Here is a 16,033-nt window from a genome sequence, read left to right as displayed (position 1 = left end):
TGTCGCGGCGACGTCGTTTACTTTAGCCCACCGGGGGCCAGGAAACGAAATCCGGTTCACAGGCGGCGGCTGATCGGGGTCGGGCGGGCGTGGTCCAGGGCCACGAGGGCGGCGGCCAGGGCGTAGGTCGCCAGGCCCAGGAGGAGGGCGTTGGCCAGGGTGTGGCGGTAGCCGTGGGCGGCGGGGTTCAGGAAGGAGTAGAGGTACGGGGTGCCGCGGGCGAGGGTGAAGGCCAGGTAGGCCAGGGGGTAGAGGAGCCAGGTCGTGGCCTGGGGCAGGTGCAGCCGGGGTGCCGGGGTCAGGCACAGCCAGTCCAGCAGGGCCGCCGCGGGAGCCACCGTGTACAGGAGCTGGAGGGTGATCCACTGCGTGTGCCAGCGCTCCGGGGGCGTCGTGGACGCCGTCATGGAGAACGGGGTCCCGGCCAGCAGCAGGTGGTAGGTCAGCGCGGAGACCAGGGCGTACAGCAGTGCCGCGCCGCACAGCCAGGAGTGCGGGTCCCGGCGGGCGCGCCACGCGCGGGACGCCGACAGGAGCATGGTCAGGGCCAGGATCGCGGCCGCCTGCACACCGAAGTAGCTCAGCGCGTGCGCCGGGGTGCTCCGCAGGACGGCGAGGGCCACGCCCGCCGCCGCGAGCAGCGCCGTCAGCAGGCGGTACGCCGCGGCCCAGGGGCGGTGCCACGGGGCCGGTACCGCCCTGGCCGGCGCGGCGGAACGCGGGAGCAGGGGGGACGCCGGGACCGGGGGCAGGCCCGGGATCTCCCTGGGTATCTGGGCGGTCATGCCCTCACGCTAGGAAGGGGAGCGCGTGAGGGCCATGTGGGCTACGCCAGGCGGGTTACCGGGTGCGTCGCCAGGGAGCCAGGCAGGTCACCAGGCCGGTCACGACCTCGGCACCAGCGTCAGCAGCGTCGCCTCCGGGGGCACGCGAAGCGCACCGGGGTGTAGCGGTTGGTGCCGCAGCCCGCCGAGACGTGCAGGTAGGAGGTACGGCCCTGCGCCGTGTGCGTGGACAGGCCCTTCACCCGGTCGGTGTCCAGGTCGCAGTTGGTGACCAGGGCGCCGTAGAAGGGGATGCACAGCTGCCCGCCGTGCGTGTGGCCGGCCAGGATCAGCGGGTAGTCGTCCGCCGTGAAGGCGTCCAGGACGCGCAGGTAGGGGGCGTGGACCACGCCGAGCGAGAAGTCGTACGACTCCGTCGGCCCGCCGGCCACCTTGGCGTAGCGGTCGCGCTTGATGTGCGGGTCGTCCAGGCCGGTCAGCTCGATCGACACGCCGTCGATCTTCAGGGCGCCGCGGGTGTTGGTCAGGTTCACCCAGCCCGCCTCGTCGAAGCCGTCCCGCAGGCCCTCCCACGGGTTGTGGATCGCGCCGACCGCCGGCGCGTTGCCGTTCAGACCGTGGCGGCCGCTGGTCTTCTCCAGCAAGTAGCGGGCGGGGTTGCGGAGTTTGGGGCCGTAGTAGTCGTTGGAGCCGAAGACGTACGCCCCCGGGAACTCCATCAGCGGGCCCAGCGCGTCCAGCACCTCCGGCACGCCCTCCGGGTCCGACAGGTTGTCGCCCGTGTTGATCACGAAGTCCGGGCGCAGGCCCGCCAGCGAGCGCAGCCACCGCTGCTTCTTGCGCTGGCCGCCGACCATGTGGATGTCGGAGACCTGGAGCACGCGCAGCGGATGCATGCCCGGCGGCAGGACGGGGACGGTCACCCGTCGCAGGCGGAAGGAGCGGGCCTCGAAGCCCACCGAGTACGCCAGACCGGCGGCGCCTGCCGCCATGATTCCCAGGGGAATTCCGTATCGCGCGCGCATATGACCATCGTGTCAGACCGCGGGCGCCACCCGGGACCGGCCGCCCGCTAAATCGGCAGGCACCGCCCGCCCCGCACCTGAGACAATCGACCACATGACCACCACGCTCAAGTCGAAGCTCCAGGACGACCTCAACGCCGCGATCAAGGAGCGCAACGAGCTCCGCTCCTCGACGCTCCGGCTGACCCTCTCCGCCATCACCAACGAGGAGGTCGCGGGCAAGGCGAAGCGGGAACTGTCCGACGACGAGGTCCTCAAGGTGATCACCCGCGAGGCGAAGAAGCGCCGCGAGGCGGCCGACGCCTTCGCGCAGGGCGGCCGCGCCGAGTCGGCCGAGCGGGAGAAGGCGGAGGGCGAGGTGCTCGCCGAGTACCTGCCCCAGCAGCTGTCCGACGACGAGCTGAACACGATCGTCGCCCAGGCCGTCGAGGAGGCCAAGGCGTCGGGCGCCGAGGGGCCGCGTGCCATGGGCGCCGTCATGAAGATCGTCAACCCCAAGGTGGCCGGCCGGGCCGAGGGCGGCCGCGTCGCCGCCGCGGTGAAGAAGCTCCTCCAGGGCTGACCCCGGGACCGGGAAGGCAGTACGACAGTACGACGATGGGGCCGCACCCTCGGGAAAGAGTGCGGCCCCATCGTCGTACTGTCCGGAAGACCTAGCGGCGACCGCCGGTCCCTCCGACCGCCCGGCCGTTCGCCCCGCCGTTCGTCTGCCCCTGGATGACGTTGCCGGGCGCGGACGGCACCGTGCCGCCGATGTCGCCGGGGCCGCCGCCGTTCGCGCCGCCGGTCAGACCGCCGAGCAGGCCGCCGATCAGCTGTCCGTGGCCGCCGCCGTCGGCGCCGCCGTGCTGACCGCCGTTGCCCCGCCCCTGACCCTGGCCCTGGCCCTGGCCTTGTCCCTGGCCCTGGCCCTGGTGGTTGTCGCCGGAGCCGTTGTCGTCCGGGATGTCGACCAGGTTGAAGTTCTCGGTCGGCTTGCCCTCCAGGGCGCCGTTCATCATGTCGCGCCAGATCGGGCCGGGGACCTCACCGCCGTAGACCTTGTCGTGCGGGATGCCGCCGATGGTGATGTTGACCATGTGGCGCCGGTGCTGCGGGTCGCCGACCCAGACCGCGCCCGCCATGTTCGGGGTGTAGCCGACGAACCAGGCGGCGAAGCGCTCGTCCGTCGTACCGGTCTTGCCCGCGCTCGGGCGGTCGCCGAGGCCGGCCTCCTGGCCGGTGCCGTCCTCGACCACGCCCTTCAGGAGCGTGCTGACGGTGTCCGCGGTCTTCTCCGACATCGCGCGCGAGCAGGTCGAACGCGGCACCGGCAGGGACTTCACCCGGCTGCCGGTCGTCTGGGTGACCGACTCGATGGAGACCGGGGTGCAGTACATGCCGCGCGAGGCGAAGGTGGCGTACGCGCTCGCCATCGTCAGCGGGGACATCTCCTGGGTGCCGAGCGCGATCGAGGGGGCCTGGTCGATCTGGCGGCCGTCCGCGCGCGCCACGCCCATCTTCTTCGCCATGTCGATCACCGGGCAGATGCCGATGTCGCTGATCAGCTGCACGTAGTAGGTGTTGACCGACTTGGCGGTCGCCTCCTTCATGCCGTACGGCCCGTGCTCCGACTCGTTCTCGTTGGTCAGCTTGGCGGGCTTGGCCGGGTCGTTGCGCCAGGTCTTGCCGTTGCAGGCGGCCACCGGGCTCGGGTACGGCATCTCGTACGGCGAGGAGTACTGCTGCCCCGGGGACTTGCCGCCCTCGATCGCGGCCGCCGCGACGATCGGCTTGAACGTCGAACCGGGCTGGTAGCCCGCGCCGCCGCCCATGCCCTGGTTCACCGACAGGTTGATCTGCGTCTCGTTCGTGCCGAAGCCGTACGGCCGGGACTGGCCCATGGCGAGGATCTTGCCGGTGCCCGGCTCGACGATCGTCGCGGCCGTCGCCACCTGGTCGGACTTGTAGACGTGCTCCTTGATGGAGTTCTGCACGGACTGCTGGGCCTGCGGGTCGAGCGTCGTACGGATCGTCAGACCGCCCTGGTTCCACAGCTTCGCGCGCGCCTCCTTGGTCTTGCCGAAGACCGGGTCGGTGAGGAAGACCTCGCGCACGTAGTCGCAGAAGAAGCCGGCGCCCTGGACGGCGGTGATGCAGCCGTTCTTGGGCTGGCTGGGCTTGAGGCCGAGCGGCTGGCGCTTGGCCTCGGCGGCCTCCTGCGGGGAGATGTCGCCCAGCTCCGCCATGCGCTGGAGCACGGTGTTGCGGCGCTTGGTGGCCTCCGCCTCGTCGTTGACCGGGTCGTAGCGGCTCGGGGACTGCACGATGCCGGCCAGCAGCGCGGACTCCTGGAGGGTGAGGTCCTTGGCGTGCTTGGAGAAGTACCGCTCGGAGGCGGCCTCCACGCCGTATGCCTGCTCACCGAAGAAGGTGATGTTCAGATAGTTCTCGAGGATCTTCTTCTTGCCGAGCTGCTCCTCGATCTGGATCGCGTACTTCAGCTCGCGGACCTTGCGGCCCATGGTCTGCTGGGTGGCCTCGGCGACCTTCGTCGGGTCGTCGCCGGCCTCCTCGATGAAGTAGTTCTTCACCAGCTGCTGGGTGAGCGTGGAGGCGCCCTGCGCGACCCCGCCCTCCTGCGCGTTCTTGTTCAGGGCGCGCAGCACGCCCTTGAGGTCGATCGCGCCGTGCTGGTAGAAGCGCGAGTCCTCGATCGCGACGATCGCCTTCTGCATGTACGGCGAGATGTCCTTGAGGTCGACCACCGTACGGTCCCTGCTGTACACGCTCGCGATCTGCGCGCCCTTGGCGTCCAGGATCGTCGTGCGCTGGCTGAGCTGGGGACTCTTCAGGTTGGCCGGGATCTCGTCGAAGCTCTGGACCGAGCCCTTGGCCGCGAGGCCCAGGGCGCCGGCCGCGGGCAGTGCGATGCCGGCCATCACGGCTCCCGCGAGCACACTGACACCGAGGAACTTCGCGGCCTGCTGCAACGGCGACAGACCACCGCCCGAGCGCTTCTTTGGCATGGGGGCAGCCTAATCCGTACTCCTGAGCGTTTTGCGGGAGCGGCCCGCCTTCGGGATGTTCCGCGACCGGTGCGAGCCCCCGCGTGCCGCCTGACCTGGCTACGTTTCCATTTCCCGGACAGGTCCGCAGCCCTTGGCCTAAGCTGCTCCCAACTGTCACAGCGGTGCGGCCCCGTACCACTTCGTCCGGCGTCCCGAATCGTTGCGAACCATCCGTGTCGTGCCCCGAGACGTGCCCGATTGCGCCTCGTGTGTCACCTGGCGCCCGCTGTGGCGCACCGTAACTGTCCTGGTTTGCCGGGATGGCCGCATATGTCGCCAGCTCACTCCCGCGGGTGATCTGCCGCTTACCCATAGTCCGTTCGGGCCATTCAAGATTGGGCCCGACGGGGGTGTTGCGCTGTGCCCACCTTCCGTAACGTCCTCAACTGGCTGCGGTGAATATGCCGCTGCCGCCGTGGGGGAGCCTCGATTCGGGAGAGGACGGCGCCGGTATGGGCTGGGTAACCGACTGGAGTGCGCAGGCTGCCTGCCGCACTACCGATCCGGATGAACTGTTCGTGCAGGGAGCAGCGCAGAACAGAGCCAAGGCGGTGTGCACCGGATGTCCGGTACGCACCGAGTGCCTGGCCGACGCGCTGGACAATCGCGTCGAGTTCGGCGTGTGGGGAGGCATGACCGAGCGGGAGCGCCGCGCACTGCTGCGCCGCCGGCCCACCGTCACCTCCTGGCGCAGGCTGCTGGAGACGGCCCGCTCGGAGTACGAGCGCGACACCGGCTTCGTACGCCTCGACAGCGACGAGGTGTACGAGAACTACGCGGCCGTGAGCTGAGGGCCCAGGCTCCGGCACGGCCCGGCCCCGGGCAGGGGCCCAGGGTGGCCGCGTCCGTTACGAGGGTTCCGGGCGCTCCACGGGCGCGCCCGCCGCGAGGCGGTCGCCGATGTCGCGCAGGCCCGTGAGGTCGTGTACGTCGCCGGGCAGGGCGGGTACGTCGACCACCGCCACCTCGGGGTGGCGGGCGGTGAAGCGGTCACGCGTGCGCTGCTCGCGTGCCAGGAGATGCATGCGTTCGGCGTGCAGCCTCAGCAGGCCCTCGGTGAGCCGGTCGACGGAACGTTCCTCGTCGGTGGGGGAGCCGTCGTGAAAAGCGCCGGATGTGTCGGTACCGGTTGCGCCCTCGGATGCGTGAGGTTGTGAACTGCCGTACGTGTCGGGAGTGTTACGAAGTCCAGCTTTCCCGTCCCCCTGATCCACAATGCCGGGGTCCGCAAGATTTTCCGCGGCGTCCAGCGCCCGCTCGGCCGACAGCCGGCCCGCGCCGCTGCCGTGCACCCGGTTGAGCACCAGACCCACCAGCGGCATGTCCTCGGCGGCCAGCCGCTGCACGAAGTACGCGGCCTCGCGCAGCGCGTCCCGCTCCGGGGCCGCCACCACCAGGAACGCGGTGCCGGGCGCCTGGAGCAGCTTGTACGTGGCGTCCGCGCGGGTGCGGAAGCCGCCGAAGGTGGTGTCCATCGCGGACACGAACGTCTGGACGTCCTTCAGGAGTTGGCCGCCGAGGAGCTTGCCCAGGGTGCCGGTCATCATCGACATCCCGACGTTCAGGAACGCCATGCCCGCGCGGCCGCCCAGCTTGGCGGGGGCGGTGAGCAGGCGGATCAGCCGGCCGTCCAGGAACGAGCCGAGCCGCTTGGGGGCGTCCAGGAAGTCCAGGGCCGAGCGGGAGGGCGGGGTGTCGACGACGATCAGGTCCCATTCGTCCCGCGCCCGCAGCTGGCCCAGCTTCTCCATCGCCATGTACTCCTGCGTGCCCGCGAAGCCCGCCGAGAGCGACTGGTAGAAGGGGTTCGCCAGGATCGCGGCCGCCCGCTCGCGGTCCGCGTGCGCCTCCACGACCTCGTCGAAGGTGCGCTTCATGTCGAGCATCATGGCGTGCAGCTCGCCGTCGCCGTCGGTGCCCTTGACCCGGCGGGGCACGTTGTCGAGGGAGTCGATGCCCATCGACTGGGCCAGCCTGCGGGCCGGGTCGATGGTGAGCACGACCACCTTGCGGCCCCGCTCGGCCGCGCGTAGGCCGAGGGCCGCGGCGGTGGTCGTCTTGCCGACGCCGCCGGAGCCGCAGCACACCACGATGCGTGTCTTCGGGTCGTCCAGCAGCGCGTCGACGTCGAGCGCCCGGGTGGCCGCCAGCCGCCGGGCCGCCGCCTCCCGCCCCTCGGCCGCGCCACGCCCCTCGCTTCCGTCTCGGGTTCCGCTTCCGCCTCGGCCCTCGCTCCCGGCGCCGGCCTCGCCGCCGTCACGGACCTCGCGCCCGCCGTGGCCGTCGCTCCCGTCGCCGTCCACGCTTTTGCCGCAGCCCTCGTCCTGCCCCTCGGACGCCGTCTCGCGCCCCGCGGCCGTGCCCTGCTCCTCGGCTGTCATGACACCTCCTGCTCGCGCAGCTCGGCGGCGAGTTCGTAGAGGCCCGCCAGGTCCATTCCCTCGGCGAGCAGCGGCAGTTCGTGCAGCGGCAGGCCCAGCTCGCCGAGCACACCGCGCTGCTCCTGCTCCAGGGCGTGCCGCTCGGCGTACTCCGCGGCCTGGGCGAGGAGCGGGTCCACCAGCTTCTCCGCGTTCCCGCCGCGCCGCGCGCCGCCGAGCCCGGCGGCGGACAGGGAACGGGCCACGGCGGTGTGGTCCACCGTCCGGGCGAGTTCCAGATCCGCGGCGTCCAGCACCTCGGGGCGCACCATGTTCACGATGACCCGGCCCACCGGCAGCCGGGCCGAGCGCAGTTCGGCGATGCCGTCGGCGGTCTCCTGGACCGGCATCTCCTCCAGCAGCGTCACCAGGTGCACCGCCGTCTCCGGCGACTTGAGGACCCGCATCACGGCCTGCGCCTGATTGTGTATCGGGCCGATCTTCGCCAGGCCCGCCACCTCGTCGTTGACATTGAGGAAGCGGGTGACGCGGCCGGTCGGGGGCGCGTCCATGACCACGTAGTCGTAGACGAACCGGCCGGCGCGGTCCTTGCGGCGCACCGCCTCGCACGCCTTGCCGGTCAGCAGGACGTCCCGGATGCCGGGCGCGATGGTGGTGGCGAAGTCGATGGCGCCGAGCTTCTTCAGGGCCCGGCCGGCGCCGCCCAGTTTGTAGAACATCTGGAGGTAGTCCAGAAGGGCCAGTTCGGGGTCTATGGCCAGTGCGTACACCTCCCCGCCCCCGGGAGCGACGGCGATCTTCCGCTCCTCGTACGGCAACGCCTCCGTCTCGAAAAGCTGTGCGATGCCCTGCCGGCCCTCGACCTCCACGAGAAGCGTCCGCTTCCCCTCGGTCGCGAGGGCCAGCGCGAGTGCGGCGGCGACCGTCGTCTTGCCGGTCCCGCCCTTGCCGCTGACGACCTGGAGCCTGCTCACGTCTTCGAGACTAACCACTCCGGCCGACCGTCACGCGGGAGGCTGTGGATAACGGGGAGACGACGAGGGAGTGATCGGTCACAGCGGATACAGTCGGCCCATGACCAAGTGGGAATACTCAACCGTGCCGCTGCTCGTCCATGCCACGAAGCAGATTCTGGACAACTGGGGCGAGGACGGCTGGGAGCTCGTCCAGGTCGTGCCCGGACCGAACCCCGAGCAGCTGGTCGCCTACCTGAAGCGGGAGAAGCAGGCATGAGCGCGGTCGAGGAGAAGCTGGCCACCCTGGGCCTGAGCCTGCCGGAGGTCGTACCGCCGCTGGCCGCCTACCAGCCGGCCGTGCGGTCCGGCGTCTACGTGTACACCGCGGGCCAGCTGCCGATGGTGGAGGGCAAGCTGCCCGTCACCGGCAAGGTGGGCGCCGAGGTCACGGCCGACGAGGCCAAGGACCTGGCCCGCGTCTGCGCGCTGAACGCGCTGGCGGCCGTGAAGTCCGTCGCCGGCGACCTGGACCGGATCGCGCGCGTGGTCAAGGTCACCGGGTTCGTCGCCTCCGCGGCCGACTTCACCGGCCAGCCCGGTGTGATCAACGGCGCCAGCGAGCTGCTCGCCGAGGCCCTCGGCGACAAGGGCGTGCACGCCCGCAGCGCGGTCGGCGTCGCGGTGCTCCCGATGGACGCGCCGGTCGAGGTCGAGATCCTGGTCGAGCTGGTCCCGTAACCCGCCCCGACCGGCCCGTACGGCCCGTACCACCCCGGCATACGGCCCGCACCACTCCGGCGCCTCGGGTACCTCTCGAACATTCGCCCTACACGGGATAGCCTCCGGCCATGGCGAACGGTCAGTGGTACCCCCCGGAGTGGCCGGACCGCATCCGCGCGCTCGCGGACGGCACCCTCACCCCGGTGTCCCCCAAGCGCGCGGCGACGGTGCTCCTGCTGAAGGACACCGAGGCCGGACCCGCCGTCCACATGCTGCGCAGACGCGCCTCCATGGCCTTCGCCGGAGGCGCGTACGCGTATCCGGGGGGCGGCGTCGACCCGCGCGACGACGACACGCGGATCCGCTGGGCGGGCCCGTCGCGCGCGTGGTGGGCCGAGCGGCTCGGGGTGGACGAGGCCGGCGCCCAGGCGATCGTCTGCGCGGCGGTCCGGGAGACGTACGAGGAGGCGGGCGTCCTGCTCGCCGGGCCCGGCCCGGACACGGTCGTCGGCGACACCACGGGCGACGACTGGGAGGCGGACCGTGCCGCCCTGGTCGCGCGCGAGCAGTCCTTCGCCGAGTTCCTGCACCGGCGCGGCCTGGCGCTGCGCTCGGACCTGCTGGGCGCCTGGGCGCGCTGGATCACCCCGGAGTTCGAGTCGCGCCGCTACGACACCTGGTTCTTCGCGGCCGTCCTCCCGCAGGGACAGCGCACCCGGAACGCCTCCACGGAGGCCGATCGCACGGTGTGGACCCGCCCGGCCGAGGCCGCCGCCGGGTACGACCGGGGCGAGCTGCTGATGATGCCGCCCACCATCGCCGCGCTGCGCGAGCTGCTGCCGTACGGCACCGCCGCCGAGGCCCTCGCGGCCGCCGCCGCGCGCGATCTGACGCCGGTGCAGGCCACCGCCCGGCTCCAGGACGGCGAGATCGTGCTGTCCTGGCCGGGGCACGAGGAGTTCACCAAGCACGTTCCGTCGAGTCCGGCGCCCGCCGACGCGACCGGGGGAGGCCGCGCATGACCGCCGCGAGCGCGCTGCCCGGCCAGCCCAGGGGCGCGGTCGGCTCCGGGCCCGCCACCACCCGGGCCGTCAACGTCCTCGCGCCCAACGCCTCCGCGATGACCCTGGACGGCACCAACACCTGGATCCTCGCCGAGCCGGACTCCGATCTGGCCGTGGTGATCGACCCGGGCCCGCTGGACGAGGGCCATCTGCGCGCGGTCGTGGACACGGCGGAGAAGGCGGGCCGCCGGATAGCCCTGACCCTGCTCACGCACGGGCACGCGGACCACGCCGAGGGCGCGGGCCGCTTCGCCGAGCTGACCGGCACCCGGGTGCGGGCCCTGGACCCGGCGCTCCGCCTCGGCGACGAGGGCCTGGCCGCGGGCGACGTGATCACCACCGGCGGCCTGGAGCTGAGGATCGTACCGACCCCCGGGCACACCTCGGACTCGCTCTCCTTCCACCTCCCGGCCGACCGGGCGGTGCTGACCGGCGACACCATCCTCGGGCGCGGTACGACGATGGTGGCGCACCCCGACGGGCGGCTCGGCGACTACCTGGACACCCTGCGCCGGCTGCGCTCCCTCACGGTGGACGACGGCGTGCACACCGTGCTGCCGGGGCACGGTCCGGTCCTGGAGGACGCCCAGGGCGCCGTGGAGTTCTATCTCGCCCACCGCGCCCACCGGCTCGCCCAGGTGGAGACCGCCGTCGAGAACGGCCACCGCACCGCGGCCGAGGTCGTCGCCCATGTCTACGCCGACGTCGACCGCTCCCTGTGGCCGGCCGCGGAACTCTCGGTCCTGGCCCAGCTGGAGTACCTCGGCGAGCACGGCCTGATCTAGGACGCCTCTTCCGGCGCCGAACCTTTCACGCCGTGCACGCGCGCGTACTCGGCGGCGAGCCAGGGGCCCAGGTCGTCCACGTGGCCGCGCAGCACCCGCGGGTCGCCCACGGGCTCGCTGCCGTACTCCGCCGCCGTGCGCAGCTGTGCGGCCCGCTCCGGGTAGTACGCGCCGCAGACCTCGGCCATCTCGCGCAGGTCGCTCGTCCAGCCGTTCCAGCGCGTCATGACGAGCGTGAAGCCGGTGCGGACGAGATGGCGGGACATGAAGCGCACCAGGTGCCGCCGGGCCGCCTCGTCGTCCCCGGCGGCCGCGATCCGCGTCCGCCAGCGGGGCAGCAGCAGGGCGAGGTCGCCGTTGGTCTCGCGGGCCAGCAGGGAATCGGGGCGGTAGCGGGGCAGCAGCCCGGCCAGGTCGTCCCCGAGCAGCGGGGTGCACAGGCAGGCCAGGAACCAGCCCATGTCGTACCGCTCCGGCTCGCTCAGCAGCCGCTCCCGGCCGTACAGCAGCGTCCCGGCCCCGTCGATCTGCGGGAACCGCCGGTCCAGGGCCGCGCCGAGGGCTCGTACGGCGGCACGGTCGGCGTCGGCCGGTTCCTCGCGCAGGACGATCAGCAGGTCCAGGTCGCTGCGGCCCGCCCGCGCGGTGCCCCGGGGGATCGACCCGTAGAGGTACGCCCCGTCCAGACGCGCCCCGAAGACCTCCGGCAGCCGCTCCCGTACGGCGGCCACGACCGGCCGGAACGCGGCGGGTACGCGCGCCAGGGAGCCCTCGCGGACGAAGAAGCCGTCGGGGTCGAGGCCGTGCGGGCGGGGTGGGGCGGGCGGTCCGGGCATGGGGCCCATGGTGCCGTGCCGACCGGGCCGGGGCAGCCGGTTTACGGCGGGAGGGACGACTCAGGGCGCGGCCCCTGAGGAGCCGCGCCCTGGACGTCGTACCGGGAAGGACCGCCGCGTCAGCGGGACCGCTTGGCCAGTCGCTCCACGTCCAGCAGGATGACCGCGCGCGCCTCCAGGCGCAGCCAGCCGCGCTGGGCGAAGTCGGCCAGGGCCTTGTTCACGGTCTCGCGGGAGGCGCCGACCAGCTGGGCCAGCTCCTCCTGGGTGAGGTCGTGGACGACGTGGATGCCCTCTTCGGACTGCACGCCGAAGCGGCGCGACAGGTCGAGCAGGGCGCGCGCCACGCGGCCGGGGACATCGGAGAAGACCAGGTCGGACATGGCGTCGTTGGTCTTGCGCAGCCGGCGGGCGACGGCGCGCAGCAGGGCGCCGGCCACCTCGGGGCGGGCGTTCAGCCAGGGCTGGAGGTCGCCGTGGCCGAGGCCGAGCAGCTTGACCTCGGTCAGCGCGGTCGCGGTGGCCGTGCGCGGGCCCGGGTCGAACAGCGACAGCTCGCCGATCAGCTCGCCGGGACCGACGACGGCGAGCATGTTCTCGCGGCCGTCGGGGGAGGTGCGGTGCAGCTTGACCTTGCCCTCGGTGACGACGTACAGGCGGTCGCCCGGGTCGCCCTCGTGGAACAGGGAGTCGCCGCGAGCGAGGGTGACCTCGCTCATCGAGGCGCGAAGCTCCGCGGCCTGCTCATCGTCGAGCGCCGCGAAGAGCGGGTTGCGCCGCAGAACGTCGTCCACGAGTTCTCTCCTTGTCGACCTGCTCAGGGGATCTTGCTTCCCCTGTGTGCCAGGGACCGTGTTCTCATTTTGCCGGACGGTCCAAACAGTGTGATCTGTCACAAGGATGCCGCACGGGTGTGCCGGGGTAAGCGTCAGGGGTCCAATCGGGCGCCGATCTTCGGGGTCCGGGGCGGATGTCGGTGCCGGGCTCTAGGCTGGCCGGGTGTCCAAAACGCCGGTGAGAGCACAGGCCAAGGGGGCTTAGCGGGTGGTTGTACGTCGCGATTCCGCTGTGGGCGAACAGGGTCCCGAAGGCAGTAGGAAAAGTAGAAAAAAGGCTGACATGGCGGAAGAGACCGGTTCGGCAGGGAAGGCAGGGTCTGCCGGAAAGGCGGCATCCGCCGCGAAGGCGTCTTCCGCGAAGAAGGCCGCCCCGGCCGGAAAGTCCGCTTCCGCCCGGAAGGCCACCCCGGCCGGCACGTCCGTTTCGGGCCGGAAAGTGACCCCGGCGAAGAAGGCCGTGGCCGCCGACGGCGCGGTCCCGGTGAGGAAGGCCGCGCCCGCCAGGAAGGTCGCCGTCGAGCCGGCGGGCAAGGAGTCGCGGACCGCCCTGGTCCGCCGGGCCCGCCGGATCAACCGCGAGCTGGCCGAGGTGTACCCCTACGCCCATCCGGAACTGGACTTCGAGAACCCCTTCCAGCTGCTGGTCGCGACCGTCCTGTCGGCCCAGACCACCGATCTGCGGGTCAACCAGACGACCCCCGGTCTCTTCGGCCGCTATCCCACCCCGAGGACCTGGCCGCCGCCGACCCGGAGCGGGTCGAGGAGATCCTGCGCCCCTGCGGGTTCTTCCGGGCCAAGACCAGGTCGGTCATAGGACTGTCCAAGGCCCTCGTGGAGGACTTCGGCGGGGAGGTGCCGGGCCGTCTCGAGGACCTGGTCAAGCTGCCCGGCGTCGGCCGCAAGACCGCCTTCGTCGTGCTCGGCAACGCCTTCGGCCGCCCCGGGATCACCGTGGACACCCACTTCCAGCGGCTGGTGCGCCGCTGGCGCTGGACCGGGGAGACCGACCCGGACAAGATCGAGGCCGCGGTCGGCGCGCTGTTCCCCAAGAACGAGTGGACCGACCTGTCCCACCACGTCATCTGGCACGGCCGCCGCATCTGCCACGCCCGCAAGCCCGCCTGCGGCGCCTGCCCGATCGCCCCGCTCTGCCCGGCCTACGGCGAGGGCGAGACCGACCCGGAGAAGGCGCGGAAGCTGCTGAAGTACGAGAAGGGCGGCCTGCCGGGGCAGCGGCTCAACCCGCCGCAGGCGTACCTGGACGCGGGCGGCAGGCCCGCCCCGCCGCTGGGGGCCGCGTGACGGAACGAACCCGGCGCTCCCGGCGCCGGACGACAGGAGATGACGGGGGTGGGCGATGACCTGGGCCAGTGAGGCGCGAGGCGACGCGGTGATGCTGAACGGCCGGGGACTGCCGGACTGGCTGGCCCCGGTGGCCCGCGCGGCCGAGACCATCGAGCCCCGCCAGCTCAGCCGCTTCCTGCCGCCCGAGAACGGCTCGGGCCGCCAGTCGGCCGTGCTGATCCTGTTCGGCGAGGGCACCCGCGGCCCCGAACTGCTGCTCATGGAGCGCTCCGGCTCACTGCGCTCGCACGCGGGCCAGCCGTCCTTCCCGGGCGGCTCCCTCGACCCCGAGGACGGCGATCCGCTCGGCGAGGGCCCGCTGCGCGCCGCCCTGCGCGAGGCCGAGGAGGAGACCGGGCTCGACCCCCGCGGTGTGCAGCCGTTCGCCGTGCTGCCCCGGCTGTACATCCCGGTCAGCCGCTTCGTCGTCACGCCCGTCATCGGCTGGTGGCGCGAGCCCAGCCCGGTCGGCGCGGTGGACCCGAACGAGACGGCGCGGGTCTTCACGGTCCCCGTGGCGGATCTCACGGACCCCGCCAACCGCACCACCGTCGTCCACCCCAGCGGATTCCGGGGTCCGGCATTCCAGGTCGAATCGGCCCTTGTCTGGGGTTTCACGGCCGGGGTGATCGACCGGCTGCTGCACTACGCGGGCTGGGAGCGCCCCTGGGACCGGGAGAAGCTGTCCCCGCTCGACTGGAGCTCATGACAGGGTGATCCCCGTGCTGTCTCTTTCCCGGGGACGCAGGGTCCCTGAAGTCCCCACGGGGGCGGGCCGGACGCCTTGTTGGAGCCGCGGGAAGCGGAATGGAGTAGGCGAGGGTCTTTAGCGGTGAACGTGCTGGACATCCTGTTGCTGGTCGCTGCCGTGTGGTTCGCGGTGGTCGGCTACCGCCAGGGCTTCGTCGTGGGCATCCTGTCGGTGATCGGCTTCCTGGGCGGCGGCCTCGCGGCGGTGTACGCGCTGCCCGTCGTCTGGGACGCGGTGACCGACAACGCGGAGGTGGGCACCACCGCCGCCGTCGTGGCCGTGGTCGTCGTCATCGTCTGCGCCTCCGTCGGCCAGGCCCTGACCACCCATCTCGGCAACAAACTGCGCAAGCACATCACCTGGTCCCCGGCCCGCGCCCTGGACGCCACCGGCGGCGCGCTGGTCAACGTGGTGGCGATGCTGCTGGTCGCCTGGCTGATCGGCTCCGCCCTGGCCGGCACCACCCTGCCGACCCTCGGCAAGCAGGTGCGCGGCTCCAAGGTGCTGCTCGGGGTCTCCCGGGCGCTGCCCGCCCGGGCCGACGGCTGGTTCGCGGACTTCTCCTCGGTCCTCGCGCAGAACGGCTTCCCGCAGGTCTTCAGCCCGTTCTCCGACGAGCCGATCAAGGACGTGCAGCCGCCGGACCCGGCCCTCGCCGGCAGCCCGGTCGCCACCCGCGCCCAGCGCTCCATCGTCAAGGTCACCGGCACCGCGCAGAGCTGCGGCAAGGTCCTGGAGGGCACCGGTTTCGTCTTCGGCGACCGCCGCGTGATGACCAACGCGCACGTCGTCGGCGGGGTGGACGAGCCGACCGTCCAGATAGGCGGGGTGGGGCAGCGCTACGACGCCAAGGTGGTGCTGTACGACTGGAAGCGCGACATCGCGGTACTCGACGTACCGGACCTGAAGGCGGACGCGCTGAAGTTCGCCGCGCCGGACGCGGCCGGGGGCGACGGCGCGATCGTGGCCGGGTTCCCGGAGAACGGCTCGTACGACGTGCGCGCGGCCCGGGTGCGCGGGCGCATCTCGGTCAACGGCCCGGACATCTACCACCGGGGCAGCGTGCGCCGCGATGTCTACTCGCTGTACGCGACCGTCCGCCAGGGAAACTCCGGCGGACCCCTGCTCACCCCTGACGGCAGGGTCTACGGGGTGGTGTTCGCCAAGTCCCTGGACGACGCCGAGACCGGTTACGCGCTGACGGCGGACGAGATCCGGCCGGACATCGCCCGCGGCCGCACGGCGAACGAGCAGGTGGGTACGGACAGCTGCGCGCTGTGAGCCGCGGTGCGGTTCAGTTGCGCGGGTGACGCAGGCGCACCGAGACCCAGCGGGCCCGGCGGCGCAGGATGCGCGGAATCCCCACCCGCAGTTCGCCTTCCGCGAGTTGCGGGGTGCCTCGCTGAGGCGTGCTCAGGCCGGTGGCCGAGCGGCGGTTGCGGGGTGCGTCACTGTAGTCGTGCGTCAAGCCCATACCGGTCCGTGTGCCCCCGCCCC

The 16,033-nt window shown here is 72.1% G+C and carries 15 protein-coding genes and 2 pseudogenes; 9 read left to right on the top strand and 8 right to left on the bottom strand.

Annotation, left to right across the window (positions count from 1 at the left end; all coding sequences use genetic code 11):
• Positions 1–56 precede the first annotated feature (56 nt).
• Positions 57–785: a Pr6Pr family membrane protein gene (locus tag GHR20_RS16785; protein WP_153813609.1), complete on the bottom strand. Its 729-nt coding sequence runs from the start codon at positions 783–785 to the stop codon at positions 57–59.
• A gap of 99 nt (positions 786–884) precedes the next feature.
• Positions 885–1,810 (bottom strand): annotated as a pseudogene (locus GHR20_RS16780) (metallophosphoesterase).
• Between the two features lie 94 nt (positions 1,811–1,904).
• Between GHR20_RS16780 and GHR20_RS16775 the strand changes: the two are divergent.
• Entirely contained in the window at positions 1,905–2,372 is a 468-nt protein-coding gene (locus GHR20_RS16775) for a GatB/YqeY domain-containing protein (RefSeq protein WP_148024532.1), read from the top strand.
• Positions 2,373–2,463: 91 nt separating this feature from the next.
• Here the strand turns inward: GHR20_RS16775 and GHR20_RS16770 are convergent, their stop codons facing one another.
• The gene (locus GHR20_RS16770) at positions 2,464–4,818 is read right to left on the bottom strand and encodes a transglycosylase domain-containing protein (RefSeq protein WP_194858900.1); all 2,355 of its coding nucleotides are present in this window, start codon (positions 4,816–4,818) and stop codon (positions 2,464–2,466) included.
• 494 nt (positions 4,819–5,312) lie between these two features.
• Here GHR20_RS16770 and wblA point away from each other — a divergent pair, with 494 nt between their 5' ends.
• Positions 5,313–5,651: a transcriptional regulator WblA gene (gene wblA, locus GHR20_RS16760; RefSeq protein WP_181516243.1), complete on the top strand. Its 339-nt coding sequence runs from the start codon at positions 5,313–5,315 to the stop codon at positions 5,649–5,651.
• A 57-nt stretch (positions 5,652–5,708) separates the two neighbouring features.
• On the opposite strand, the gene GHR20_RS16755 is transcribed toward wblA, so the two are convergent.
• Complete coding sequence (locus GHR20_RS16755; RefSeq protein ID WP_243878046.1) at positions 5,709–7,241, bottom strand: ArsA family ATPase; 1,533 nt, start codon at positions 7,239–7,241, stop codon at positions 5,709–5,711.
• Positions 7,238–8,215: an ArsA-related P-loop ATPase gene (locus GHR20_RS16750; protein WP_111583130.1), complete on the bottom strand. Its 978-nt coding sequence runs from the start codon at positions 8,213–8,215 to the stop codon at positions 7,238–7,240. The genes GHR20_RS16755 and GHR20_RS16750 overlap by 4 nt, the downstream gene beginning before the upstream one ends.
• A gap of 100 nt (positions 8,216–8,315) precedes the next feature.
• Here GHR20_RS16750 and GHR20_RS16745 point away from each other — a divergent pair, with 100 nt between their 5' ends.
• From GHR20_RS16745 to GHR20_RS16730, 4 genes are all read left to right on the top strand, one after another.
• Positions 8,316–8,474, top strand: coding sequence for a DUF4177 domain-containing protein (locus tag GHR20_RS16745; RefSeq protein ID WP_018547934.1), 159 nt, complete (start codon positions 8,316–8,318; stop codon positions 8,472–8,474).
• Positions 8,471–8,935: a RidA family protein gene (locus GHR20_RS16740; RefSeq protein WP_148024533.1), complete on the top strand. Its 465-nt coding sequence runs from the start codon at positions 8,471–8,473 to the stop codon at positions 8,933–8,935. Before GHR20_RS16745 ends, GHR20_RS16740 begins: the two co-directional genes overlap by 4 nt.
• Before the next feature lie 110 nt (positions 8,936–9,045).
• On the top strand, positions 9,046–9,939 hold the full coding sequence (locus GHR20_RS16735; protein WP_153813608.1) for an NUDIX hydrolase: 894 nt from the start codon (positions 9,046–9,048) through the stop codon (positions 9,937–9,939).
• The gene (locus tag GHR20_RS16730) at positions 9,936–10,766 is read left to right on the top strand and encodes an MBL fold metallo-hydrolase (RefSeq protein ID WP_153813607.1); all 831 of its coding nucleotides are present in this window, start codon (positions 9,936–9,938) and stop codon (positions 10,764–10,766) included. The genes GHR20_RS16735 and GHR20_RS16730 overlap by 4 nt, the downstream gene beginning before the upstream one ends.
• Here GHR20_RS16730 and GHR20_RS16725 read toward each other — a convergent pair.
• Positions 10,763–11,602, bottom strand: coding sequence for a nucleotidyltransferase domain-containing protein (locus GHR20_RS16725; protein ID WP_153813606.1), 840 nt, complete (start codon positions 11,600–11,602; stop codon positions 10,763–10,765). The genes GHR20_RS16730 and GHR20_RS16725 overlap by 4 nt on opposite strands.
• 119 nt (positions 11,603–11,721) lie before the next feature.
• Positions 11,722–12,396 carry a Crp/Fnr family transcriptional regulator gene (locus GHR20_RS16720; RefSeq protein ID WP_014674022.1) on the bottom strand — a complete coding sequence of 225 codons (675 nt, stop codon included), beginning with the start codon at positions 12,394–12,396 and terminating at the stop codon, positions 11,722–11,724.
• Positions 12,397–12,721: 325 nt separating this feature from the next.
• Here GHR20_RS16720 and nth point away from each other — a divergent pair.
• The 3 genes and pseudogenes from nth (at position 12,722) to GHR20_RS16705 (ending at position 15,817) form a co-directional block, all read left to right on the top strand.
• Positions 12,722–13,743, top strand: a pseudogene (nth, locus tag GHR20_RS16715) (endonuclease III).
• Between the two features lie 55 nt (positions 13,744–13,798).
• Positions 13,799–14,494, top strand: a complete 696-nt coding sequence (locus tag GHR20_RS16710) for a CoA pyrophosphatase (protein WP_153813605.1) — start codon at positions 13,799–13,801, stop codon at positions 14,492–14,494.
• A gap of 123 nt (positions 14,495–14,617) precedes the next feature.
• Positions 14,618–15,817 (top strand): MarP family serine protease, encoded by a 1,200-nt coding sequence (locus GHR20_RS16705; protein ID WP_148024538.1) that lies wholly within the window; start codon positions 14,618–14,620, stop codon positions 15,815–15,817.
• A 13-nt stretch (positions 15,818–15,830) separates the two neighbouring features.
• Here the strand turns inward: GHR20_RS16705 and GHR20_RS16700 are convergent, their stop codons facing one another.
• The gene (locus GHR20_RS16700) at positions 15,831–16,010 is read right to left on the bottom strand and encodes a hypothetical protein (RefSeq protein WP_085565843.1); all 180 of its coding nucleotides are present in this window, start codon (positions 16,008–16,010) and stop codon (positions 15,831–15,833) included.
• Positions 16,011–16,033 lie beyond the last annotated feature (23 nt).

It is taken from the genome of Streptomyces sp. SUK 48 (assembly GCF_009650765.1).
Taxonomy (GTDB): Bacteria; Actinomycetota; Actinomycetes; order Streptomycetales; family Streptomycetaceae; genus Streptomyces.
This window is presented reverse-complemented; position numbering and strand designations above follow the sequence as displayed.